Here is a 25,998-nt window from a genome sequence, read left to right as displayed (position 1 = left end):
CTTCTACAAGAAATTAAGGAGCGAAAATTATGCCAACTTTCTATCATCGCAAGAAAAATATTAACCCACGAGACTTCGAGCTAAACTCAGATACATTTGGTTCAATAACTGTAAAGAAGTGGCAACCACTGTCCATTCTTGTTGCATGGATGTTAAATGCATCTGGAGTTCTAGCTGGTAATTCTGTCCCATATCTGCATATGACTGCTGATCTGCTTGTACAAGAGCTTGAACAGGGAACATCCCTCCTGCAACTGCATTTCCTGACAATCCAGAAATCAAAGCATCTTCTAAAATCTCCAATCGCGATTGCCACTGCTCTTGCCCTCCGTTTACTTTAAATGTCCCTGCTACTGAACCCTCTGCAACTGATAAAGGAGCGAGATAGTTTTGTAATAATACTAGTGAACTCGATATTGCATTTAGATTATCTGTATAGTCATTCAAAGCATCTAAAATATTTGTGCGCTGCTCATTAGTCATCTTTTCATCAGCATTAACCTTAGCAACTTGTTCCGCAATAACAGTCAAGGCATCTTGAGTGCTTTTTAAATAAGCAGCGGCTTGCTGCTTTTCTGTATCTAACTTAGATTGCGCACTCTCTGCGGATCCTGGAAATACATCATCATCTGAACTTGAACCAACACCAACTGCAGGTTGCTGTCCTACATAACTTGCAAAAGTGAAATACGTAGCGGCATTTACATACTGTGAAATAGCTTCGATCACAGCATTTCCTACAGAGGAACCAAAGTTGCTATAATATAATTGTCCGTAAATCTCTTCTAGGAAATCTACTTCCTTAGGCATATAGTGGTCAATTAACACAGCGGCTACAGCAGAAGGAAAAGCCATGGATTTTAATCCCACAGCTTGAGACATAAGTTGCTCAGCATAGATATTTGTCTGCATCGATTGAAAGCCTTGTTTCTGTGTTTGGACTTCCTCTGTTGTTTGCTGCAATTTTGCATCTTCTACTGATGCCTGACCTTTAAACTGAAAATATGCACGTGCTGTGATTTCAGATTTCCCGTTTGCGGCTGCAGTAATCTTAGGAAGAAATCCTACAGATCCACGATTGAGAAGGATCTGATTCGTGGTTACTGTATTATCTGTTGAACTAGAATAAATAGTATAACTTTCCGATGGATTGTTATTGATAGTACACTGACCATTAGCAGCAGCCACGGCATCCATTACTTCTTTTAAAGATTTAGCAAAATTAAATTTTGAATTCTCTACTTCTTTTGCTGCCTCCTTAACGGCATTATTTACGTCAGTAAGTGTTGCTGTAGGATTATTCGCTAGTGCTGTAGAAGCTACAAAATATGCCCATAAACCTCCTAAATATTGATTCCCATAGAAATCGTCTAAAGTGTCCACAGCGGTGTTAACTAAGGTCTGCTGTTCTTCCGTTAACTCATCAAATCGGGAATTAATTGCTCGCACTATCTGTAGGGCTCCAGATAAAGCAGCACTGCTAATCTCTGTGTTTGATTGACCTAAATTAATCGGAGCAAAGGTTCCCATTAAGGACTCTACTAAACTAGAAATTGTACTAAATACGGAAGATTGATGTTGATTAACAAAATCAACAGCTGACAACACCACATTGAAAGACTTCAAGGCTTCTACTTGATCTTGATATAACAGGGATAACTGATTTGTAAGAGGAATCTTATCATTTCTTGGTAAATCTGATTCTGCAATGGCCAGGGATAAATCATCTCCCACTTGTGCTATTTGATTCAACTCATCGTCATCGTAGGGCTGCACAGTAGTTCTTAACTCATTTAATTTTGTTTCTAGAGGAAGAAAATCTGTAAATTGCTCTGTAGTTAACAAAGACTTTACTACATTAAGAACATCTTGGAATCCTTCTATACGACTATCAGCAAACACCTGTATTAACTGAGTTGCCTCTCCATAACATCCCGCTAATTCATTTACAAACGTGGTTTTTTGTGCTCCTGTAAAGATATCTGTCTTTTGTATAGCGTTAAAAAATTCCTCTGGCAAACCATATAAACTAGTAAAATCTGCTTCCGTCAATTGCATTCCTGCAGAAACCAAACGGTTTATCTCAGTAGATATTGTATCTAAATCAGTTTTATCCTCAGAAGAGTCTGAATTTGCTGCAGTTAAAACATTAGTCATAACAGACTGAATTTTTTCCAGAAGTCCTTGTGCCCACTTTTGTTTAACTGCATTATAATATGGATCTTCCGTGACTGTGTCTTCCGTGGCTGTTACTTCTGTGGAAGAAACAGAAGCTGTGACATTCACAAGATTTAAGGATTTTGAATGGATATTTGTTACCTGAGTGTAGCTTCCCTTTTGTAACTTATTTACAAGTTGTCTGTATTTTTCATCAGATTTTTGATCTAAAATATTGAACAAACATTGCATGGCATGTCGTTCCATCTCAGTCTTTTCATAATGAAAAACACTCTCCAACAAGTGCTGTGATTTTTTCTCTACTCCGTGACTGGATGCAATAGAGAATTTTTTATAAATTGCTGAAACAAAAGAATTATTCACAATATCCATAGGAAAGACAGAATGGTTAATTTTTATTTTTAATAAAATTAACATGAAAATTATTTTATTTTTTAATTAAAAATTTTTATTTTTCTTAAAAAACAAATTAACAACACCATAGAAACAAAAAAAATTTCTCTGTAAAAAAGCAGAATGAAAAAAAACCTTTTAAAATAGGAAAATAAAATAAAAAACTATTTTAATTTTGTTTTTCTATGTCTTCGCTTCATATACAAAATTTATCTACCACAGTCCCTGGAAATGCTTTATTTAAAATTAAATTAGACCATAAGTTTTCTAATTTTAACCCCAAAGCTCAACCCGCTATAGACATAGAAGCCATTAACTCTGGTCTATACGCCTTAAAGCGTTTAGCCACAATTTTAGATGCTGGAACTATCCATGCCTCTTCTTTATTAAACCCACACAATACAATCTTCCCTTCTCCTCCCAAGCAGCCTAAACGCTCTGATAACTCTACCACTACTAATACAAACAATGACACCACGGAAACTATTGCCTCCATTCAAGAAGCAACCGCAGTTGCTTTGGTCCCTACAATTTTAAATGGTCTGGATACTTTGATTGAGTCGGTAACTGAGTTAAACCTGTCACAGGTATCATCCATAACTTTAGCTATTGCTTTAGTTTCTCCACTTAAAGACAAGGATTCTCTTAATGAAACACAACAAAAAACAGTATTTAACAATAGCTACGAACCTACTGATGACGATCTCATAACACAAATAAAAAAAGAACAAGCATCAGCTATTCAGTCTGGTCAACAAGCTCTTCGAGAAAAGTTAACAGCTGCAGGAGCAACAGAAGAAAATATTCAAGAAGCTTTAACAGAATACGAAAATACCTTTGCACAAGATTTCTTTGATACTTATGTCTCTAAACAAATCATGACATACCGTAGTTCTGTAGGGGCATGTACTCTACAAATGATGCAAGACATGTCTAGCATCGCCACACAGCCTCCAGAGCCCACGCAATACAATGTGGACGAAGTAAACGCTCGAGTTGTGTTGCTTTCCATTTTTGATGGCCTCAAAGATGCTGTACAGAAAAATCCTGCTCTTGGAGGCAATGATGAGATTATTAAAACACAATTAGCATTAAGTAAATATCTAACACAATCTTCTTTATCTGAAGATGATATACAAACTATTTATACAGCTAGTGTGCTACCACAACAATCTACTTTAGATGAATATTTACCTTCTCGAGATGGTGCATTATATCGTGAAGGCATTGTTAGTGCCTATCAAACTGCTGTGCAGAATTTAAATACTGTTCGTCTATCTATAGAAAACGAAAAAGAAACATTAGAAAACCAACTAGAACTATTTCAAAAAGCACAAAATTGTTTTTCAACTTGGGCAGAACTTACTGATATTATTGTCAAACAAAAAGAATACACTTCAGAAATTGTCACTGCAGCCATGGAATCCTATGCAGGTTTAATGAACTTATCTCAAATCTACGGTTACCTACAGCAGGATGAAAAAACTTTAATCGAACCTTATGTGAATTCTATACTTGAATTAAAAGTAAAAAATAATGACGTATCTATGAGCGGCTTTATTGCTCGTACTATTGTCTTTCAAGAACTTGCTGATTACACCCTACAAAATTTTATAAATAATGAATCTACAATACAAACTTACTTAAATAATAAGGGACAACTGTTTAAAACCAACTACTCTTTCTTTTCTGATATTGGGCAAGACGTATCTACCATCGCCACTACTAGTCTAGGTACCTATCTCACAACAGCTCAATCAAGAGGACAACAGGGACAAACAACCTATTATATCCCCAATTTTGCAAACTTTGTAGAGCAAATCAAAATTGCTGATAACGAGGAACTACCAACAGAAGCCACTGAGATTTTAAATAACTTTTCAAAAGCAGCCACAGAACATATTCAAAAATTGCAACAGCAAATAACAGATCTTGAGGAAAAATACGAAGAGTTCGATCCCGCCAATGCTAGTTTCACTGATGAAAGAGCCAATGCCGTTACTAGTTGGTTAAATTCCGAAAGTTTAGGATCTGCATTTATTTATTTTATTCTAAACTCTCAGCTACCTAAACAATCCATTCTATTAGATCCTCTGATTGAAGAAATTAACTTCAACAACCTTGCTGCTAATGCAATCAATAAATTACTTGAAATTACCAACACCTTTTCCACGACATCAGTATATTATAATTTCTCATCCTACCTCGTCGAAAGTAAAGAAGGAGAGAATCTATTTTGTGGAGATTACTACGAAACTCTCGTAGCAGTGTCTAAAGAAAAAGATCATATCTTTAATGATGTTAATCTTTGTCGACGCGCTTCTGTGCTAGTAGAAGAATTAATGAAAAAAATCAATACCCTTTCGGGAGCATCCTCATCTCAGATCACTGAAATGCGTAATGCAACAGCAAACTACAACTACGCTCTGAATATCACACTAAACCAGCTCAATGTCCTCAATGCCCTATTAACTAGCCTGACGATCACCCCCGAAATGGATAACAATACAGTAAAAGAAAATGTATTTAAAATTGTAGGAATGAAAGACTGGATGTCTACATTAGCTTCTCTAGAAGGATTTATTGCTAACGGATTTCCTAATATCAGTATCACCGGGGGTTTAGGCACTCTGTTTACTCAAATTCAGTCTGACCAACAAAACTATACGACACAAAGTCAAACTCAACAATTAAATCTACAAAACCAAATGTCTAGCGTACAACAAGAATGGACATTGGTATCCACGTCAATGCAGGTATTAAATAAGATTCTGACACACTTAGCGGGTGAAATTTATCCTAATTAATTAGGAAATTTATTCGCCGTAACAATCAACAAAACGAGAATACTGTCTTCTCTAAAACCTAATTTCAGGCATTTTTCTGTTCTTCTAAGAAAGATAAAAATCTACAAGAAGAAATACATATAAAAAAGCTTGTTTTACAATAAGCAAAACAAGCTTTTTCTATGTTAAGAAACAACTAACTAAAGACTATTGCAAGTATCCTGAAAATAGAGAGGCTATATTAACTAATACTTGTTGGATAAATTGTGATTGTTTTTCAAAGACTGCTTCCTGTAGCTCTGCTACTCTCTTCGATCCTTCAGCAAACTCTGCTTCTAATTTCTCTATAAACTTCTTAGTAGAATCACTAGAAAGTTGTACGTAGGGGTAACCCGATTTCGGTGCTTCTGTAACTCCTGAAGTCAATGTAGATCTTGTTGTTGTTGAATCCGCCGATGTGGAAGTTCCTCCTGTCATGGCAGTAAGCTTATCTTCCAAAGCGGATACTGCACTGTAAACATCGCCAAGTGTACTACTGCTATCAACAATCATTCGTGCTACACTCGAAGCAGGATCTCGAGAATTGCTATCATTATTTCGTTCTACTTCTGTTGTGCTTCTCGACGGACGAGATTGTAATGTTGACAAAGTTGTGTTATCCAAAATCTCTCGATTTGCAGCTGAACTTTCTGCATACAAATTACTTAAAGCACGATAAGCACTGTATCCTTTAACAAAGCTTGATACAGAACTTGATCCCTTCGAATAAACTACCTGAGAAATATCAGAAACAACACTTCCACTCATACTAGCAACATCTGTAGAGGATCCTACAGCGAGAGATGCTGCTTCTGCTATAGCTCCTAAAGCCTCGGAAAAGTCCATTCCTTCTCCTTGCAAGGCTTGTTCTATAGCTTGACTTTGCTCCGTAGGTGGTTGTAACTGACTCTTAACCTCTTCAGCAAGCTTGCTCACAGTAGATGAAATATCGGGATTTTCACTATGGAATAGTTCAATCATTCTTCGGAATCCCTGAATTAAGGTTGATGCTGTTTCGTTATCAGCCTCAGCAAGAAGCATGGATACGCGTGCGTCCGCTATAGTTCCTCCTTTATTTTGAGAAGTCCCCACACTTGCTGGTCCTCCGGGTCCTCCCAATCCAACATCACCGCCTCCACTGGGAGTAATCTCTTCTATAGCAGCTGCAGCTGCTTGCTGTAGTTTTGAAGCTTCTTGAACTATAGGAGAATTCGGAGCTTGAGTTAACGCCGTACTAATTAATGTTCCGGCATCATCAATAATTTGCTTACAGGCGTCAATATTTCCCTGACTATTATTTGCCTGTGCTTGCTCTACAGCAGCAGCGCTTCCCTGACCAGCGTCGTAAACCTCTTGTATAAGAGTAGATAAATCTACAACAGATGTTGTAACAGTATCAATTTCATTCTGTAAATTACTTGCTAAAGTAGAATCTGGATAGCTTTCCTTTAATTTTTCTATCAACTCTGTTGCTGTATTTTGATTTTCCTCAGCTAAACCTGCTGCTCCTATAATTTGATCTAAAGATGAGGAAGTTTTAATTGCCTCTAACAATGTTTGGTTAGATTCAAGTAAGTTTCCGATTGTAGTAACTTGAGAGATATAATCCTGTTGACTACTTAATTTAGTTTGCCATTCAGCGGCAACTTGTTTTTGGCTATCATCACTTGCATTAGTATTCATATAATCTACAGCTTCTTGCAGAGAAGCTACAGCAGCTTTAAAATCAGCATATGATGCAGCACTTTGTAAAGCTTCCAATGCAGAATTTGCCTGAGTTTGAGCTTCCTCAAAAGAAGTAATCGTGCTGGTGCTCGTACTCGTGCTCCCTGAAAAGAAATTACTAATCTTTTCAAACAAACTCGTTAGAGATGACTTTGCAGAAGATAGCAAACTCCATGTTCCAACTGCACTTACTGAAGATTGGTTTTTTTCGCTTCCATCAACACCGGCTATTTTTTGAGCCTCTGCACTACGATTAGCTGCACTGGCCTGCATTCCTAGAGTAGACAAGTCTGCTGGAGCGACATTTGTAGATTCATCTATGGGACCAATAGGATTAACCATAACAATAAAAAACTCATTAAATCTTTTATTTATTATAAAATAATAAAAAAAAGCTCACATCTTTTAATTTTAATGTGAGCTTATTAATGATTTTTTATTAAAAAAAGGTTAAAATGCAGATATTAAACCAATATCAAACTTTCTATAAGTAAAATCACTACCTAAACGATTATCTGCAGGTTTAGAAAAGGCTCCATAAGCCCTTAAGGATAAGGAATTTGTTATTCCATACATGAAAAGGTAAGAAGCTCCCTTATAATTCGTAAAGCCGTTAGCTTCTTTAGGATCATAATTACCCGCTATAGCCTGAGAAAACCAAAACTTTAGCTGATTTCCTCGACCTATACCGGAGACATCGATCTCAGGAATAGCCAAGGCTTCTACATATTCATAACGTACTGTAAATGACCAATCTCCCTCTTTTCTTAGTGCGCCTAAAGTTCCACCTATAAACCAACCCTTATTTTGTTTTTCATTTAATGTTGTCTTCGTTGCTTTCGCTAAAGCATTCATTAAGTAAGCACCGTATAAATAAAGTGGTTTTTTCTCACCATGCCACCAAGAAACTGTGGCGTATTTTCCCACTAACCACTGCCATACACAATACTTATATTTAGGATCCTTTTGGCTTCCAGAAGATGATGTCGTGCTCGAAGTTTCTGAAGGAGAAAAAGAATTCCAGTCAATGACACTGCATTTCAAGGAAAAATTCCCTGGGAGTTTATTTACTATTCCTTCAATGACCCAAGCATAATGTTTTTTTGCCATATTTACGACAAAAGGTCCTCCGTGAACAATAGCATGATACGGATGATCCTTACTTAAACGACGACTTGCATAAAAATGCACACCATCAAAATCACTATTAAATTGGAGTTCAGATTCAAAAATATCCCCTAATAAGGAACGCCCTATTTCAGCAAAAACCTTAGTAAAGGTAGCAGGATCTTCATAGAAACGATAGCCGAGAAAAGCACGATTAATATCCACACCTGCAGCTGTTGTTTCTCCACCAGCAATTGCTGTCCAATTCATTTTTGAGGTTAGCCAACTTTTCCCTGTAGTATAATCTACATAAAGATGAAACTCACTACGATAGCGGTTTGTAGGTAATGGCGTTTTATCTGAAAGAGTAGGATTTTTAATGTCTTCCTTAGCATAGATCCATTTAGCACGAACATCTCCAGCCAGCCTTAATATACCCCCTCGTTTGCGCGTCTCTACAAAACCTCGAGTATCTAAATAGGACTTCACTTCATCTAGACTAGTAAACGCGGGAGAATGCTCTGCTGCTTGTTCTTTTGTAGGTATCTCCGCATAACTTGTTGATACTGCGGAGCCACTTACTATACACATTAACCAGAGACAAATGTATTTTTTCATAGCTTCCTTAGTGTCGATTTAATTGTCAAAATTCAGAAGACCGAAACAGATGGTTATTCGTGCAAAGTAGCGCGCAGCCAACAGAAAGGAAAGAATAAGTCGTTAATTTTGATTATCTTGCATAACTTGCGAACTGTGCAAGAGATTTTGACGTCCTTTCCAATATTGAAAAGATGTTAAGTTTACAAGATCTTCTACATGAAGTAGTCTTGCAAAACCAAACAAAAAAGCCAAGAAAATGACGCTTTCAGAGAAAAAAGCTGTGCTTTGAGCAACAAAAGAAGATAAAGACCAAGGTAGTGGAGTGTAGGGTTCAATAAAAACAATATATGTTGTTTGAGTTACAACATTTAGCCCTATGGTCACTATAAAGGCTAAACATGTCGTTCCCACAACTTTTATTGAGCGTTTCATAGTCACCCACATTAACCCGGAATATACGGGGTGGTGTTTTGCAGCATATTTCCATAAATAATACAACTGTCCCCAAGAAGCGATTGAAGTTGCATATGCGAGTCCTGCAACATGCTTGATAATCAAGCATCCAAAGAGCACATTTAAAATCATATTTCCTACAGCTGCTATAATTCCAATAACCAGAGGTATTGTGTAATGACGTCTTGCATAAAATAACACTGAAATCAAAGGAATTAGTGCCATAGGGATGATACTCCCACTATATCCACGTAACACTTCTACAATAGCGTATACTGCTGTGGTAGGAAATAAACCGTGTTCGTATAAAACACGTACACCGGGAAGGGCTAATAATAGCAATCCCATGGTCATTATAACCATGACGGAAACTGTGAGATTTAAAGCAAACTTCATTAATTTGTACCCTTCGTCATGTCTTTCATCCTGCACACAGCGGGAAATCGCAGGTAAAAGGACTGTGAATACACCAAGTCCGAATAAATGTACGGGTAACTGCTGTATTCTTACGGAATACATTAAATAGAGAGGACCAATGGGATGGATATAGCGTGCTAAGCACATATCACTTAAAAGATTCAATTGGAACACTCCCATAGACAGCAATCCTAATGATAACGGTGCAATTAATGCTTTAATGCTATCTCGTTCCTTTGGTCGTTCTGTTGCTTTACCTAAAAATTTCATAACTCCAGGAACAGTAACTAGCCATTCCATCATAAATCCAAAAACAAGGATAACCGACAATCCTATAATCCTTTGTCTAGGGTCACTGTTTCTAGCTAAAAATACTGTGAAAATCCACAAAATGTTTACAATGGCTGGAGCTAGACCCACACTGAGGAATCTCTTTTCACAATGCAGCAGAGTGGAGTTCACTGTGTACATCATGAGAAAAATTCCTGAGGGAAGAAGAATCATTGTCAAAAGAAGAGCATCAGCAATATTTCCCTGTGAATGGTATAACCAAATCCCCAAGCATATTTCAATTAACAGAGTAAACCCACAGGCATTCCAACAAAAAAATTGAGAGAAACTTCTGAAAAAAAATGCTGCTCTATTTTCATCTTTAGATCTTAAAAACTCAAAATGTGGAATGAAAGCTAGTCCCAGAATTGGTCCTCCTAGGATTTTCCGTAGAAAGAAAATTGTACGAAAGGCCAGCCAAAAAGCAGCGACTAAAGGATCTGCTCCAAAATATGCGGCCATGACAATCTCCCGTAACATTCCTGTTACACGACTAAAAAACGTTCCTGAAAGTAAATTAAAAAGGGAACTCGCTACCAATCCTTCGCTATCTTTTTTATTCATTAAAATATCGTACTCCCTTAATACTTAGTTTATCCATAGCAGATAGAGATTTTTTGGAGCATGAAAATGCGCATATTGCCCCCTCCTCAAACCTCAGTACTAGGTGCTCACACATCTACCTCAGGAGGTTTACACAACGCCCTTTACGAAGGTCAAGCCATTGGAGCCTCTACTGTACAAATATTTACAGCAAATCAAAGGCAATGGCGAAGGCGTCCCTTGAATGATTCCCTGATTTCTTCATTTAAAAAGGCCTTAGAAGAGACATCCCTATCCTATATTATGAGTCATGCCGGTTATTTAATTAATCCGGGTTCTCCAAATTTGGAGATTCTAGAAAAAAGCCGTATCTGTATAAAGCAAGAAATTGAAGATTGTATATCTTTAGGCATCAATTTCGTAAATTTCCATCCTGGTGCAGCTGTAGACGACACCAAAGAAGCTTGTCTAGACAGAATTGCCTCTAGTTTTTCTTTAATGGAACCTTTATTTGAAAATTCTCCTCCACTTGTTGTTCTTCTGGAAACTACTGCGGGTCAAGGTACTTTGGTTGGCAGTTGTTTTGAAGAGTTGGGTTATCTTATAGGCAAACTTAAGCATAAAATTCCTGTAGGAATTTGCATCGACACCTGTCATATCTTTGCTGCTGGTTATGATATTACTTCGCCTCAAGGTTGGGCACAAGTCCTCAAACAATTTGATGAGCATATAGGCATATCTTATTTAAGGGCTTTTCACCTTAATGATTCGCTATTTCCTCTAGGAAAACATAAGGACCGTCATGCTCCTCTTGGAGAAGGAGATATAGGTATAGAAAGTTTTAAATTTCTTATGCAAGATAAACAAACAAAAATGGTGCCAAAATACTTAGAAACTCCTGGAGGGCCCGAGCTATGGGAAAAAGAAATTCGTTTATTAAAAAGTTTTCAAAGTTAAAGAAAAATAAAAAGACGCTAGAAAATTAGCGTCTTTTAATCATCATTAAAAGCATTTTTCTTTTAAGAAATTTAAGTTTTGTGAGATAGGAACTCGCAAACTACAGACACATCAATGGGCAGAGGAAGCTGTGCTTCTATTTGATCTTGCTCAGGAGAGATTAAAAGTTCTCCTTTGAATGCTGCCTTATCTAGGGAAATGTAAGAAGGCAGTGAGCTTTCATCTTTATTTTCTAGTGCTTCCTTCACTGATTGCATTTTTCTAGATTTTTCCTTTAAGGAAACTTGCATTCCTGGTCGCAAGAAAAATGATCTCCTGTCTACTTTTTTCCCGTTTACTAAGACATGTCCGTGGGAAACCAATTGTTGAGCGGCAAAAATTGTTTTAGCGAAGCCCATGCGATATACCATGTTATCAAGGCGACATTCAAATCTCTCTAAAAACATTTTAGCAACGCTGCCTTGCTTATTTGCAACTTCTTTAAAAGCTTTAACTAGCTGCTTTTCTAAAATCATGCCGTAACATGCTTTTAATTTTTGTTTTTCCTCAAGCTGTAGACCATAGTCAGACTTTTTCTTTCTTTGCATACCGTGCTGACCTGGAGGATGAGGCTTTTTCAACAAGGGATTACGGCTTCTTCCAAAAATATTTGCTCCAAAACGCCTTGCTACTTTGTTTTTAGGGCCACAATATCGCGCCATGTACTTCAATCCTTTATTTAGCTTAAGAAATTATTCACGCCTTCTTGGTCCATCTTATTTAAATTAAGATTAAATATTACACAAGGACAGCTAATATATAGTTAGTATCCTGAGTAGATTATCTCCACCTCTAAAATGGATACTCACTTATTTGAAAAAATACCAAGAGGCATTTTAGTTCCCAACCCAATTTTCTACAATGGAATTATTTCCGAGAATTTGCTAGGATTCCTCCCATGAAAAAGAACTATTATGCTTTAGCTTACTATTATTTAACTCGTGTAGATAATCCTCAGCAAGAAATTGCTCTACACAAAGAATTTTTTAAACATTTAGATGTTGCTTGTCGCATCTATATATCTGAGCAGGGAATTAACGGGCAATTTAGTGGTTACCAGCCTGATGCTGAACAATACATGGCTTGGTTAAAACAACGTCCCGGATTTTCAAATATAAAGTTTAAAATTCATCATGTTAAAGAAAATATTTTTCCTCGTGTAACTGTTAAATATCGAAAAGAACTGGTTGCTCTTGGACATCATGTGGATCTCTCTAAGCAAGGGAAACATATTTCTCCTCAAGAATGGCATGCTAAACTCGAGGAAAAGCGTTGTTTGGTATTAGACGTGCGAAACAACTATGAATGGAAAATTGGGCATTTTGAGAATGCTATTCTTCCAAATATTCAAACATTTCGTGAGTTTCCAGATTATGCTGACAGTTTATCTAAAGAATATGATCCTAAAACTACACCTATTATGATGTATTGTACAGGAGGTATTCGCTGTGAATTGTATTCTTCTCTTTTACTTGAGAAAGGGTTTCAAGAAGTTTACCAACTTGATGGTGGTGTAATTGCTTATGGGCAAACAGTAGGAACAGGCAAGTGGCGGGGGAAGCTTTTTGTATTTGATGATCGTTTAGCCGTACCTATTGATGACACTGACCCCAATGTGTCGCCGATTGCTAATTGTTTACATTGCAAAATAAGTTGTGATACCTATTACAATTGTGCAAACACTGATTGCAATAACTTGTTTATTTGTTGTGACGACTGTATTTCTCTAACAAAGGGTTGTTGTTCTACAACATGTTCGCAAGCACCTCGTGTTCGTGTTTTCTCATCATCTAGAGGTAATCGACCTTTCCGTCGCATGCATTTATGCCAATCTGATGAAACGGCCTGTGGATGTTAAAATTGTCTTCAGGCCGATATACAAATTAGCCTAAAGACAGATGATATATGGCTTTATTTTCTAGATATTCGCATGATAGATGAATCATTTTAAGAGTAATTCCTTGTTCTGTTAATGTTTTAGAAAAGAGAGCGACATCTGCTTCCTGTCCTAAACAAATAACACACAAATCAGGTTGTTGTTTTAATAATGTACGTAAGTGTTGTGCTTGCAGTACGGCCCAGGCTGTTTTTACGTTTTGATCATCCATACTGCTTTTCGGAATAACTGTAGGCACACAATAAGAAATCAATCGTGCTCTCCAACCTGATTGCAGGGTATCTAATATTACAACAATACTACGTACAGTTTTTGGCAACATAGCTAAAACACGACGTGTTTCTTTATAGGATTGCGTAGACACGAAATAACATGTAGTGTCGACAGAACGTGGTAACCTCAAATATTCGCCCAACTGCTTTACTAACACTGTGCTCAAAAGCAAGCGATAGACAAGTTCTTTCCAAACCCAAAGCAAGCACACACCAACACAAAATACAAAAATTCCTAAAAAACAAAAACTGACTTCAGGAGATAACCCCAAGCCTGATCCCATAATGCGTACAATTCCTGCTGCAATTAATACCCCCACAAAATCAAGGAAATTATTTGTAGCTAAAATTTGTCCACGTTTATGTTCTGGACTCGCATATTGCAAATAAGCGTGTAGAGGTACTTGATACATTCCCCCTAGAAACCCTAGTAAAAGGAGAGAGAACATTACTCCAATAAGAGACGAAGAAAATACATATAGGCCCATGAAAGTTAGTCCAAGTCCTAGAGCCATTATAGGAACATATCCTAACTTAATATCTTTTCCAGACATCCATCCTGCAAAATAAGACCCTACACCTATGCCTAAAGCGACTAAAGGGAATAAATATCCTCCATAATGTTTAGGATATCCAAGAGTAAATTCAACAAAAGGAATAATCTCTACTTGTGTATAAGCTCCTATAAGAAGAAAAAAAGCGATTAAGAAAATAGACAACATCAAGTAACACACTTGACGAGTGCTTTTTAATATTTCCCAGAGATCTTTAAAACCAACATAAATAATTTTTTGTTTGCGATTTCTTATATTACTTGAACGTATATGCCAAGCCACAAACAAACTTAATATTGAAGAGATCACACAAAACGTAATCGAGAATACATAACCATTTACTGTGAAATTTCTTGTCACATCAACAAATAATGGGGCAAAGCAGGACCCTAGGATACTTCCAGCATAAGTCATCGCGGACATAATTCCATTAGCTTTTGATAAGTAATCCAGGGGTAACATTTCGGGGAGTATCCCCATTTTCGCAGGGCCAAAAATAGTTGTGTGACTTGCTAATAAAATTAGAACGAGATATCCCCCTAAAACGGATTGTATATAAAAAAAGTACCACCCAAGCAACATGCAAAAAATTTCAATTACACGAGTAGCTAAAATAATATTTCGTTTCTGATACCTATCAGATAGACTTCCAGCTAACGGAGCCAGCAATAAAAAGGGTAAAGCAAAAAATAGGCTAACGTAAGATAATATCTTTGCATTTTCTGTTAAGCTCTTTCCTTCAAGAAGAAAAAATACTAAAAGAAACTTATAGAGATTATCATTTAATACCGTAAGAAAATGCGTTATTACTAAAGCACGAAAAGATTTTTTTTGTATCAAAACATCCATGAATGCGACCAAACACAGCCAAGCAATTTTTAGCAACTCACTGAATCATCTACTTGCAAAACTTGCTAAAGATTTATTTTCTACCCATCAACAGCCCTTTACAAAAAGATGGATTCTTGTTGCCAATACAGAAACTGGGCATTGGTTACGTAGAGAATTGATTCGTGCAACTAGTAACCGCACGTTTATGGGGTCGATGATTTTCTCGTCTTCCGACTCCCTTGTCAAACACTTATTTACTGAAGTTTGCCAAGAGAAAACACTGACCCCTGATTACATAACACTTCCTCTATTTATACATGAAGCATTAAATAATATTTTTTTAACTCACCCTATTGATAATCAACTATTTTCTACGCAACCCCATTATGCTTTTACCAAGAAACTTGGGAACATTTTTAAAAAATTTTATACGTTTTCACAAATCCCCTCTAGGAAAAATCGTTACTATAAAAATATTATTTCTCAGTTAATTTCTCATTTCCCTTCTATTCAAGAAGTATTTTCTTCAATAATTAAAGCGTTACAATCTATGGAATCCCCGAATTACTCTCTACATATCTTTGGGTGTTCTAATCTTCCTCAATCTGTTGTTTCTTTTTTCACCAAATTAAATCATTTTTTCCCTGTTTATTTTTATTGTTTTTCTCCCACTCAAGAATATTTTGGGGATTTGCTTTCAGATAAAGCTATTGATTTTCTTTGGAATCGATTAAACAATTATTCTAATCGACATGCTTGGGAACAGTATGTTCTTTCCGATCGACAAGCGCTACTTGCAAATCTTTCGCATAAATCTAAAACCATTCATAACTTCTTGTTAGATAATGAGATAGATTACTGTGAAGAATTTATCCCTCCCCAAGAAACAACAACACTAGGGAAAGTACAAAGCACTATATTTCATTTACGCCCGAGTACACCTCTAAATCCTGAAGATCAGGACTCCACTCTAACCATTAGCACAGCAATTCACCCCTCTAGGGAAGTACAAGAAGTTTTTTCAAAGATTTCTCTGTTGATACATCAAGGAGTATCCCCGAGAGAAATTTTTATTTTATCATCACAATTATCTACCTATGAAGTGTACTTAAAAGCTACGTTTTCTCCTCATCTTCCTATATATTTTACTCATTCTGAATCTTCACACGCAAAAGAACTAAAAGAAAAATTTCTTCTTTTATCTTCTCTGCTTCAAACTCAAGGAAATCTCCATTGTTTACTTCAAATTCTTACACATCCTAGACTTCAACACGCTGTTGATTCGCAGCATATTCCATATCTTTGGAAAAAAATCTCTGAAGAATGGAATAAAACCTTTAAGAAAAGAGGAAAAGTCGTACAGAAACTCGGGGACACTTTTCTTAATGATTATCTTTTCTTTGAGGAATCAGGAAAAATCAACCCAATAGAACTTTGGGAGAAACTTCTTCCCTTCCTGTACGATTTGCAGCAGTTCATTGATTTTTATTCAGAAGACTTCCACAGGACTTATGAAGAACATGTAAATACTATTTTCTCTTTTTTAGAAGCTACTTTTCTTTTATCTTCACACGAGTTGTCATATATTACTTCACTAAAGAACGCTTTGTCCTCTTTTTCCCATTTAAAATGTACACTAGTATTCTTTTGTGATTTTTGCTTAGATTTCTTTTCTTATTGCTGTAGTGGTAGTCCTTTATATAATCAGCCAGGGCCATATGTAGGATCTTTAGAAGACCTGAGCCTCCTTCCCAAAGGACATACATTTATCTTAGGTGCCAATAAGTCATCCTCTATAGATTTTCTTGATTTAGTAGACAGCATTCCTGGCCAAGAAGAGCTTATTTTTTCGTCTTCCGAAGATGAAGAAAATCTTCATTTTCTTCAAATATTAATATCGACAAAATACGCTTTGCATATTAGCTATCTCTCTTCTCCAAACATGCCATCTTTACCTAGTGCGTATGTGGGTTATCTCCAGGACACTCTTTGTCTTCCCATTCATCATTTACCTTCTAAAGCTTACTTTCCTTCTTTATTTAAAGAAAAAAAACTTCTACATACATCTCAAGAACATTACTACAAGCTTGCCCAATCTTTTTCCTCTATCAAAACTCCCTTAGCTTCATTATTTCCCAGTTCTCCTGTATCACAAAAACTTCCTGAGCATCTTGATATTGCTGAAATCGTTCAAGCTCTTATTTCTCCCTTGGACTTCTTTTTAAAATCAAATTATCAGATTTCTCTTCGTCCCCCTCATGTATTAAAAACACAAGACAAACTGTTCCCGACTAAAAGTGATATTTTCGCTATTTGGGAAAACTATCTTACCTCTACTGATAATCAACTTACGCAAAACTATTTATCTGAATTTTCTAAAAAAATTTTTATATCTCATGAAGATTTTATCAACCAATGGCTAATAAAAATACATTCCGATTCACTGAAGTCACCCTATTCGGTAATATTTTCTTCTTCTTTATTTCACGATCTCCATGATCGAGATATTCTTCTCCCTCCTCTATCTTTATCTTGGAACAATAGCAAGATCCATTTGCATGGTAAACTTTCAGGGGTATTTTCTTATGGTATTTATCTTTGTTCTTTAGATCCTTCTCCTCTTTCAAAAACGAAAAGGAAAATACACTCTGTAATCCCAGAAACCACACTAGATTTACAAAATTATTTACAAGCACAAATTTCTTTAGCCATGTTGCAGTATTCTGGTATCTTAAATTCCCAAGCAGCTATTTATCGCGTGCATTCTTTAGATGCTCAAGAAATAATTCCTGCAGCATTTTCTGATCCTCAAGAATATTTGAATCGTATATTGTGTGTTTATCATCTAATGCAAGAATACCCCATTCCTTTAGTTTCACCTGAGTGTTGGCAAGCATTGACTGACGGAGAAGCATTACACAAGACTATACACAAAGTAATTGCTGCTGACATACATAACCCTTCCTTATCGATTTTTTGGAAATTCCATAATCGTGCATCCTCAAATTTTATTATAAGTGAGGAACAACGTTTATTGATTCTGTCATTATTTCAGGAGGTCTATGCAACCTTTTGATATTTTTAATCCTCAGACTTCTATCAAGGGAAAATACTTTTTAGAAGCATCTGCTGGGACTGGGAAAACATTCACTATAGAGCAAATTATACTTCGTGCTATCTTAGAGGGATCTGTTTCTCATGCAGAACAAATTTTAGCTGTTACCTTCACCAATGCAGCTACAAATGAATTAAAAATTCGCATTCATAACAATCTCAAACAAGCACTAGGGCAATTAAAATCATCCCTAACAAATGCAGTAGATTCTCTTCCTCCCTATTTACCTAAGGATGCTAATGTCAAGCAGCTTTACATGAAAGTGCGTAATGCTTTGTCCACTTTAGACCGTATGGGAATTTTTACTATTCATGGATTTTGTAATTACATTTTACAACAACATTGTCCGGCGGATCATTTCATACAAAATCATGCATCTCTTACTCACTCTCAAACAATTCTCCACTATATTAAACAGTATCTTTCTCAGGATCTTTGGGAAAAAGTATTATTTCCTGAACAATGGTACTTACTTCTTGCACGTTATCCTACTCATACAAGATATTCCACTTCTTTGATTGAGAAGTTATTAGCAAGTTATACAACAGATGTCTTTGAGAGTCTTCCTGATTTAAGTACCACGTTATCATGTTTACAAGAGTGGCACCCCTCTATCTATAAAAAAGTCATTACGATTCCTAAAGAAGAATTTCTAGATCAACTGTTAAATTTACAACATAGTTATCGAAAGCAATCGTTTTCCATATCAAAAGACTTACAACAATTCGTTGATGATTTATACAATCCTGAACCATCTGTAAAACTGTTTTCTTTTTCTAGGGTTGCTGAAACATTTCATCCTAAAAATCGATTAGCGCGTTATCAATCCTGCCCAGCTTTTAATTTGATAGAAGAAACTCCATGGCTACAGTATACAGAACAGTTCTGTAATTTGGATCTCATTTTCTATACGGTATTAAGTGATCTGCAAGTCTATCTAAAGACAGAGTATACTCCTTGGATCTCTCCTGATGAAAGCATCTCTGCTGTAGAAAATCTCATAAAATCAGAGAGCTCCGAAAGACTTCTTTTATCCTTAAGGGAAAGATTCCAATTAGTTCTCATTGATGAATTTCAAGATACCGATAGCAAACAATGGAACATTTTTTCCAAACTATTTGCTACCAAGGATTTTTCTGGTTCTCTTTTTCTTATAGGAGATCCTAAACAATCAATATACGAATGGAGAAATGCTGATCTCCCTACATATTTAAAAGCAAAATCTACTTTTCCTGTTGATGACCAATTGCATCTACTGAACAATTACCGGTCTTCACCGAAACTTATGCAAGGTATTAATTTCCTTTTCAACAAGTGTTCTCCGTTCTTAGAAATTTCTGGATATTCTCCTATAGAATACTATCCTCTTTCGCCTCAAAGTACTGATGATTTTTGTAGTGATCTTCACTCTCCTATACATTTTTTCCCTTATAATACCGTACAAGATCAAGCGAATTGGATTACAAATACAGCTAGATATTTACAACAAACATACAACATTCCCCTAGGACACATGGTCATCCTAGTGACAGATTCTTCACAGGCGTTTGATCTTATAACTCACAGCTCCATTCCTCTAGCATTTTCTAAAAATAAATCCATATTTCACCTAACAGAAACAGCTTTTCTTACACTCATTCTCCTAGAAGCCATTCTTTATCCAGAACAATATGAAAAAATACAAAGAGTACTACTTAGTAGTTTGTTTAGACTGAATCTGAATGATGTAATCGAGAACAAAGAACATTACTCTGCATATTTCTTTGCTTTACATAGCTATATCTTTTCCCATGGTCTATTAGCAACGTTTTATCATTGCATGACTCTTCAAGGAGAGGCCCTACTCCAAACACCTCAAGGAGACCTCATTTTCCAAGAAATGGAAAAATTATTCGCCTATTTAGAATCGAAATCCCCCTATCCTCATCATCAATTACTTTACTTACACTATTTTGCAGAAACAGGACTTTGGGAAGAAAATCTCTCATTCTCTTCTTATTCTGAAGATGAAGAAGTAATGAAAATGACTACCATTCATGCATCCAAAGGTTTGGAGTATGATGTGGTCTTTTGTCCTGGATTAGATAAATCGAAAAAAAATAAAAGTTCTTCAGAATGGATAAGGGAAATGTATGTAGCTTGTACTCGAGCTAAAAAACAACTATTCATTCCTATACAAAATACACAATCCTCGCGACAAAATTCCGCATGGACGAATTACGTTCGACGTATAGGGTATAGCTCGATTTTTGAATTTGCTCAATACCTTGCTCAGCAACATCCTGATCTTTTTTCCTTATCCTCATATTCTCCTAGTAGCCATATGACTTCTTTATCGCTTGTTCCACCAGACACATTCACTCTCACTCCCTCTTCCTCAGAGCCTATGTTTTCTTTCTCTTCGATCAAATCAATGCTCGATGAAACTTCTTCTCATGAAATGAATATCTCTTTATCAGAAATTACAGAATCTTCACTTCCTGTTAGGGAAAAAAACAGGAATTTTAATTCATAAAATTTTAGAAACTATTTCTCCTAAATTTCATACTCCCTATGAACGAATCTTAGAAATAGTCACGCGAATAGTAAACAACACCCATTTAGAAAGTTATGAGCAACTGATCACCCAACAACTATATTATACTTTTTCTTCTCCTTTAACTTTCTCAGAAGATACCTTCTCTTTAAAGAACATTTCTCCTCATAAGATTAGAAGCGAAGAGGCATTCCTTTTCTCTCACCAAGAAGAATTATGGCAGGGAACCATGGATTTGTTTTTTGAGCATAATTCTAGATATTATGTCATTGATTGGAAAACTTCTTTCTTAGGAGAAAATAGTCAGGATTACTCTAAAGAAAATCTATGGAACTACATAAAAAAGGAGAGATTAGACTATCAAGGAAAAATTTATATTTATGCAGCGCAGAGATTCCTACAACAATTTGATATCTCTAAAAATGTAGAAATGGGATTTGTTTTCATTCGGGGTATGCATTATCCAAACAAAGGATTTTTCTGTTTATCCCCTCACGACATTAATCCCACAATAATCCAAAAATATCCGGCCTATCATTAGGATTAAATTCCATGGGAGGAAGAATTAAAACAGAGGACAAGTGTGCGATATCTCTTGCTAAAGATCTTGCTTTTATTTCATAAGAACACGCCCCTTCTCTGGGTTGATTAACATGGGTAACTTCGGCAACAAGTAATCCTGGAGGGAAAATTCCATCTAATCCCGTTGTAACTAAAATGTCTCCTTTTCTTAAGTATTGACCTTTAACCATACAAAAGCCTTCTCCATGTAACACAGAAGTCTCTTCTTTCCACAAAGGCCCACCATTCCCAGACAATGTACCTCGCAATAAAAATACATTGTCCTCATGACAATTGAGAGAAGACAAAAGATCATTTAATTGATCTATTTTTTCATATTTATCTTTCTCAAGAAGATAGATGTCTGATAGATTCTCAATATGTTGTTTTAAATTCTCAACAAGATCCTTAATTACAACCAGCTGTATTCCTCCTCGGATAGCAACTACAGAAGGTTGCATACCCACATCAGTAATCAAACGAATTCGAGATTGCTGTTCTCCTACATAGTCCACAAGGCCTACAAGAACATTTCCAGAAAGGACGGGAGAATTTTTTTGTATTTTCTGTGATTTACCGGAATTTACCCAGATAGAGCTCCCCCAGTAAGAAGGATCTCGGTAAATAACACGTGATAGTATCAAATTACGAAAATAAGGAGAAAGGATCTCAGGAAACATGTGTGGAGTAGAGTGAGACAACTTATTCGCATGTAAGCATTCCTCTAAAATATGGACCCTTTCTCTCAACGACATATTTTCAATATCCTTGGGTAAGGCATCTAGAGGAGAATCTACTTTTTTCGAATATAATGCTGAATATAGTTCTACTACGTGCTTTTGTATATTTTCATAAAGATTTCTAGGCAAACTCCAACAAAAAGCAATGATAGCTGCAATAAAAGCATAAACATATAATTGCTTTTTTCTAGAACGATAATGAACAAAAGAATGAACAGTTTTTATTCCTGAATGTTGCTTATCAATTTGTGCACACATAACCCTGCTGTGTGTTATCAAAATTTTATATATCCCAACTAAGCGATAATCTTTTTATAAAGAATCAGCCTATTCTTTAGATACTCTTAGATTTGATAAGCTTCTGCAAATCCCAATGCTACATAATCCATATTTTCTTCTGTAATTCCCTTGAGATTGAAACGAGCACCACTTGTTGTGTATATCCCCTTTTCTAATCTTAAAAACTGTACTTGTTCTTCAGAAAAACCTGGATACCCAAAAAATCCTCTCTGAGACAAAATAAAGTCAAAAGAATGTCCAACATGACTACGCATTGTTTGAACAAATTTCTCGCGAATTTTTTGTATATCTTGACGAATTTTTTCTAATTCAGATAACCACTCTTTTTTTAACAAAGAATCTGATAATACTTTGGAGACAATAGAAGCTCCGTGTCTAGGTGGAGAGGAATATTCTCCACGTATTTTCTCATCCAGGACACTGGAAATCCTACGCAAATCTTCATGACACTCGCTGTAAGCAGCAAAATATCCTACACGTTCTCCATACAATGAAAAATTCTTACTTGCACAAGCAGCAACAAAAACAGGAATTCCTCGTTGTAAGAACATCTCTATCGGACGTTTATCATCGGCAACTCCCTTTCCAAATCCTAGATATGCAGTATCAAAAAAAGGAACCAACTTACGTTCTTGCATCAACTCGGCAAGAGAACGCCACATTTCTTCAGTAAAATCTTTACCAGTGGGATTGTGACAACAACATTGCAAAAGCACCATGGAATACTGAGGAGAAGACTCCAAACACGCTAACGTTTCTTCAAACACTAAATTCCTACTAGCAGAGTTATAATAAGGATATCTAAGAACTTCTAACCCCTGTTGAGAAAAAATTCTCACATGATTTCCCCATGTTTGCTCGGGAATATATATTCTTGAAGAAGGATAAGCCATAGAAAATACTTTTGCCCCAAGATGTAAGGCTCCTGTACCCCCTAGAGCTTGAACATCAGTGACAAATTCAGAAGAAGAATTCTCAAAAATTAGCTTTCGCATTCCTTCTAAAAATAAAGATAGCCCTCGAATAGGAAGGTATCTTTTATTCATCTCGTCATTTAATAAAAGGCCTTGAGCCTTTTGTACACAGAAAAGTCCTCCATAAGGATGCTTAGGATCTTCATAAGAACCAATGATAAGATTAACCTTATTTTCTCGATCATCTTCTAAAAAACTCTTTTGCAATCCTAAAATGCTGTCTGAAGGGTATATGGGTAATTGTTTAAAAAAACTCATAAAGAAAATCCTTGATGCTACACGAAGATTGATCCAAAACCTAATCTCATGGTAATTTTATTCCCTTGGGGTATTAGCTCAATTGGTAGAGCGCAACAATGGCATTGTTGAGGTCAGCGGTTCGATTCCGCTATGCTCCATCTTCATTTATCCCAAAAGGACTGTATTGTGCTAATCTTATAATCCTTGCCTTGAAACTGCAAAGTTTCTTTAACACGCTTCCCTAACATCGCTTGAGAAAACTTTGATTTTAAAGAAAGAACGTGATTTTCAGGATCCGCATCCCAAGGCCCTAAGATAGAATAAGTAACAAGATTTCCTTCACTATCTTCTAAAGAAACCTTACAGCCAACACCAACCTTATCTGTAAAAACCATATCCTTAGTTAAAACACGAGCACGATTTATTTCTTCAGAAAGGACACTAATTTCTTTTTGTAAACGAGCTCTCTTCTCTAAAGCAAACTTATATTCAGAATTTTCTCTAAGATCTCCTAGAGATCGTGCATCTTCAATTTCCTTTGCATTCTCTATTAATTCTTTACCAACAAGAGACTGTAGCTTATTTTTCATACGTGTAAAGCTTTCTGCTGTTGTCCACAAAACATTCTCTTCGACAGTAGCCGTATTTTGTTTTAGATTAGGATGAACAACTTCAGCAAGGCTTTGCAAGACACTAAGATCCCCAGAAGAAAACTGGCTACATTTTGTAGATAATAACAAAATCTCTTTCAAATAAGTCGAACTTGCTCCTTCGATGATATTACGAAAAACTAAGTACCTTTGACCTGTGAGAAAATTATAAATCTTTTTCCCCAAATCTTTTTGAGGAGTCGTACCCACTTGATGCATAAACACTAAAGCGGCTTCCAAAAACAATCTTTCGCTTTCCTTATCCTCAGGAGGAAAAATACCATCTTCGTGAATTCCAAACTTCAAGAAAAACCAAGTGAAAGCCTCAGGATACATCATAGGATTTTCAATAAACTTAAGTAGTAAGTTTCTGAGATTCTCTTTACATGACTCTATAGATCGAAAAACCTTAAACGTAAGCTCTCTCAGAGATGGGGATGTTGTAGAAAGAAAAATTTTCATAAACACCCCCTCCCAAAAAGGAGAATGTTGCTTTACCAACATTAGAAAAGTCTTTTGTAAAGCAACAATAGAAATATCACTTACAAGGGTAAGTATCTCTTCTTCTGACAAAGAAGAGATAAACTCTGGGCTCACACAACGAGATGGGCAACTCAAAAAATTCGACAACAAGATATCTCTTTGAATTTCTAAAGACCTATCATCTTCCAGAGATAAGCCTTTTAACAAATGAACAATAAGTTTTTTGTTATCAGGGTTTTTCAACTCGCTATGTAAATCACGAACAAATTGGTAAATCTCAGAAATTTTCTCAGAGTTACTTTCTAATTTTGATAAGCGATGTTCCAGCTGTGAGGTTAGTGATCCACCATCAAGATGAAATTGATAGGGATCTTTAACTGTCTTAGGAGATGTAATCCGACTACTTTTTTTAATTTTATTCTTTGCAGCTTGCCACCAACGATTCCAGTCTTTTTCAGGAATGACTAAATCAACAAGCTCATCTTTCATTTCTTTTGCTGTCTTGGGTCCTAAATCTCTAAGTAAGATTTCAATAACATCTACAGGATGCTCTTTAGCATAGGATTCAAAACCATCAGGATCCCCAAATCTTCTAGAAAGAAAATGTTCTTTAGGGAGAGGGACTAAACTCTTAAATGCTGTTTCGAAGGAGATATCCTTAGACACCATAACTCCCTCAAACTCTATTAATACCTTTTGTTGAAGAAAAGAAACCCCCATAACTTCTCCAACACCCCAACCACCTGCATGGAAAACAAAATTGCCTTCCTCTAAGTGCATTAAAAAATCAAAACGACTCAAACTATATTGAAATTCCCCGCCATCACGAAGACCAACAACACGCAGAGCCTCATTAAAATTATCTCTGCCTTTGTACTTCTTACTCACATAATCTAAAGCTACAGAATACAACTGCTTATTATTAGTGGTTTGCAAATCCAAAACCAACTGAAGCACCCTATCCTTCTCATTACCATCAGGAATCATCTCCCACATGGGAAGCACGGTATCAGCTATTTTACCAAATAAAGGCGCTAAAGATGAATTCTTGACTCTTTCTAGAATTGCAATAAGTTCCTCACCTCTCACTACATCGTTAAAACAATACTCCTCCCACAAATTAAAAAACTTGAGGACTGCCCTTCATCTATGAAGGCTTGCAACTTTTCTAGATAGTCCACGATGTCACCCGTTTTTAGAGGGAAATATACCTCGAATTATAAAAAAGAGCAATAACTCCACACAAAAATAATAATATTGTTTTATAATAAACTAAAA

The 25,998-nt window shown here is 36.1% G+C and carries 12 protein-coding genes, 1 tRNA gene and 2 pseudogenes; 6 read left to right on the top strand and 9 right to left on the bottom strand.

The features are described from left to right. Positions 1-60 precede the first annotated feature (60 nt). Positions 61-2,550 carry a CT620/CT621 family type III secretion system effector gene (locus RT28_RS03915; RefSeq protein WP_240991509.1) on the bottom strand — a complete coding sequence of 830 codons (2,490 nt, stop codon included), beginning with the start codon at positions 2,548-2,550 and terminating at the stop codon, positions 61-63. A 206-nt stretch (positions 2,551-2,756) separates the two neighbouring features. Between RT28_RS03915 and RT28_RS03910 the strand changes: the two genes are divergently transcribed. After that, a complete protein-coding gene (locus RT28_RS03910) occupies positions 2,757-5,378 on the top strand; it encodes a CT620/CT621 family type III secretion system effector (RefSeq protein ID WP_038501033.1) in 2,622 nt (873 codons plus the stop codon). Between the two features lie 186 nt (positions 5,379-5,564). On the opposite strand, the gene RT28_RS03905 is transcribed toward RT28_RS03910, so the two are convergent. The 3 genes from RT28_RS03905 to RT28_RS03895 form a co-directional block, all read right to left on the bottom strand. Then, positions 5,565-7,463: a hypothetical protein gene (locus RT28_RS03905; protein WP_038501030.1), complete on the bottom strand. Its 1,899-nt coding sequence runs from the start codon at positions 7,461-7,463 to the stop codon at positions 5,565-5,567. A gap of 108 nt (positions 7,464-7,571) precedes the next feature. After that, entirely contained in the window at positions 7,572-8,846 is a 1,275-nt protein-coding gene (locus RT28_RS03900) for a hypothetical protein (RefSeq protein WP_038501027.1), read from the bottom strand. A gap of 102 nt (positions 8,847-8,948) precedes the next feature. Then, a complete protein-coding gene (locus tag RT28_RS03895; RefSeq protein ID WP_038501024.1) occupies positions 8,949-10,592 on the bottom strand; it encodes a lipid II flippase MurJ in 1,644 nt (547 codons plus the stop codon). A gap of 66 nt (positions 10,593-10,658) precedes the next feature. Between RT28_RS03895 and RT28_RS03890 the strand changes: the two genes are divergently transcribed. Beyond that, positions 10,659-11,528: a deoxyribonuclease IV gene (locus tag RT28_RS03890; RefSeq protein WP_020355715.1), complete on the top strand. Its 870-nt coding sequence runs from the start codon at positions 10,659-10,661 to the stop codon at positions 11,526-11,528. A 71-nt stretch (positions 11,529-11,599) separates the two neighbouring features. Here the strand turns inward: RT28_RS03890 and rpsD are convergent, their stop codons facing one another. Next, positions 11,600-12,229, bottom strand: coding sequence for a 30S ribosomal protein S4 (gene rpsD / locus RT28_RS03885; protein WP_020355714.1), 630 nt, complete (start codon positions 12,227-12,229; stop codon positions 11,600-11,602). A 236-nt stretch (positions 12,230-12,465) separates the two neighbouring features. Here rpsD and trhO point away from each other — a divergent pair, with 236 nt between their 5' ends. Next, on the top strand, positions 12,466-13,425 hold the full coding sequence (gene trhO / locus RT28_RS03880) for an oxygen-dependent tRNA uridine(34) hydroxylase TrhO (RefSeq protein ID WP_038501019.1): 960 nt from the start codon (positions 12,466-12,468) through the stop codon (positions 13,423-13,425). A 25-nt stretch (positions 13,426-13,450) separates the two neighbouring features. Here trhO and RT28_RS03875 read toward each other — a convergent pair whose 3' ends face one another. Continuing rightward, positions 13,451-15,139 (bottom strand): MFS transporter, encoded by a 1,689-nt coding sequence (locus tag RT28_RS03875; RefSeq protein ID WP_020355712.1) that lies wholly within the window; start codon positions 15,137-15,139, stop codon positions 13,451-13,453. Between RT28_RS03875 and RT28_RS03870 the strand changes: the two genes are divergently transcribed. Both RT28_RS03870 and recB read left to right on the top strand, forming a co-directional pair. Further along, complete coding sequence (locus tag RT28_RS03870) at positions 15,138-18,197, top strand: exodeoxyribonuclease V subunit gamma (RefSeq protein WP_038501016.1); 3,060 nt, start codon at positions 15,138-15,140, stop codon at positions 18,195-18,197. The two genes, RT28_RS03875 and RT28_RS03870, sit on opposite strands and share 2 nt — an antisense overlap. Beyond that, positions 18,184-21,313: pseudogene (gene recB, locus RT28_RS03865) on the top strand (exodeoxyribonuclease V subunit beta). The gene RT28_RS03870 and the pseudogene recB overlap by 14 nt, the downstream one beginning before the upstream one ends. On the opposite strand, the gene RT28_RS03860 reads toward recB, so the two are convergent. Both RT28_RS03860 and RT28_RS03855 read right to left on the bottom strand, forming a co-directional pair. Beyond that, entirely contained in the window at positions 21,273-22,331 is a 1,059-nt protein-coding gene (locus RT28_RS03860; RefSeq protein ID WP_038501013.1) for a rod shape-determining protein MreC, read from the bottom strand. The pseudogene recB and the gene RT28_RS03860 sit on opposite strands and share 41 nt — an antisense overlap. Positions 22,332-22,417: 86 nt before the next feature. After that, entirely contained in the window at positions 22,418-23,605 is a 1,188-nt protein-coding gene (locus RT28_RS03855) for an aromatic amino acid transaminase (RefSeq protein WP_038501010.1), read from the bottom strand. A 67-nt stretch (positions 23,606-23,672) separates the two neighbouring features. Between RT28_RS03855 and RT28_RS03850 the strand changes: the two genes are divergently transcribed. After that, positions 23,673-23,745 (top strand) — tRNA-Ala (locus RT28_RS03850). Between the two features lie 3 nt (positions 23,746-23,748). Here the strand turns inward: RT28_RS03850 and RT28_RS03845 are convergent. Continuing rightward, positions 23,749-25,901: pseudogene (locus RT28_RS03845) on the bottom strand (GreA/GreB family elongation factor). Positions 25,902-25,998 lie beyond the last annotated feature (97 nt).

Origin of the sequence: Chlamydia avium 10DC88 (genome assembly GCF_000583875.1) — a bacterium.
Lineage (GTDB): Bacteria > Chlamydiota > Chlamydiia > Chlamydiales > Chlamydiaceae > Chlamydia > Chlamydia avium.
The sequence above is the reverse complement of the archived record's forward strand: the minus strand, read 5'-3'. Positions and strand labels throughout refer to the sequence as shown.

Coding starts and splice junctions, on each gene's coding strand:
- RT28_RS03875 (WP_020355712.1), bottom strand. CDS start 15,139: ATGGATGTTTTGATACAAAAAAAATCTTTTCGTGCTTTAGTAATAACG.
- RT28_RS03905 (WP_038501030.1), bottom strand. CDS start 7,463: ATGGTTAATCCTATTGGTCCCATAGATGAATCTACAAATGTCGCTCCA.
- RT28_RS03860 (WP_038501013.1), bottom strand. CDS start 22,331: ATGTGTGCACAAATTGATAAGCAACATTCAGGAATAAAAACTGTTCAT.
- RT28_RS03855 (WP_038501010.1), bottom strand. CDS start 23,605: ATGAGTTTTTTTAAACAATTACCCATATACCCTTCAGACAGCATTTTA.
- RT28_RS03915 (WP_240991509.1), bottom strand. CDS start 2,550: ATGGATATTGTGAATAATTCTTTTGTTTCAGCAATTTATAAAAAATTC.
- trhO (WP_038501019.1), top strand. CDS start 12,466: ATGAAAAAGAACTATTATGCTTTAGCTTACTATTATTTAACTCGTGTA.
- RT28_RS03895 (WP_038501024.1), bottom strand. CDS start 10,592: ATGAATAAAAAAGATAGCGAAGGATTGGTAGCGAGTTCCCTTTTTAAT.
- RT28_RS03870 (WP_038501016.1), top strand. CDS start 15,138: ATGAATGCGACCAAACACAGCCAAGCAATTTTTAGCAACTCACTGAAT.
- RT28_RS03900 (WP_038501027.1), bottom strand. CDS start 8,846: ATGAAAAAATACATTTGTCTCTGGTTAATGTGTATAGTAAGTGGCTCC.
- RT28_RS03890 (WP_020355715.1), top strand. CDS start 10,659: ATGCGCATATTGCCCCCTCCTCAAACCTCAGTACTAGGTGCTCACACA.
- rpsD (WP_020355714.1), bottom strand. CDS start 12,229: ATGGCGCGATATTGTGGCCCTAAAAACAAAGTAGCAAGGCGTTTTGGA.
- RT28_RS03910 (WP_038501033.1), top strand. CDS start 2,757: ATGTCTTCGCTTCATATACAAAATTTATCTACCACAGTCCCTGGAAAT.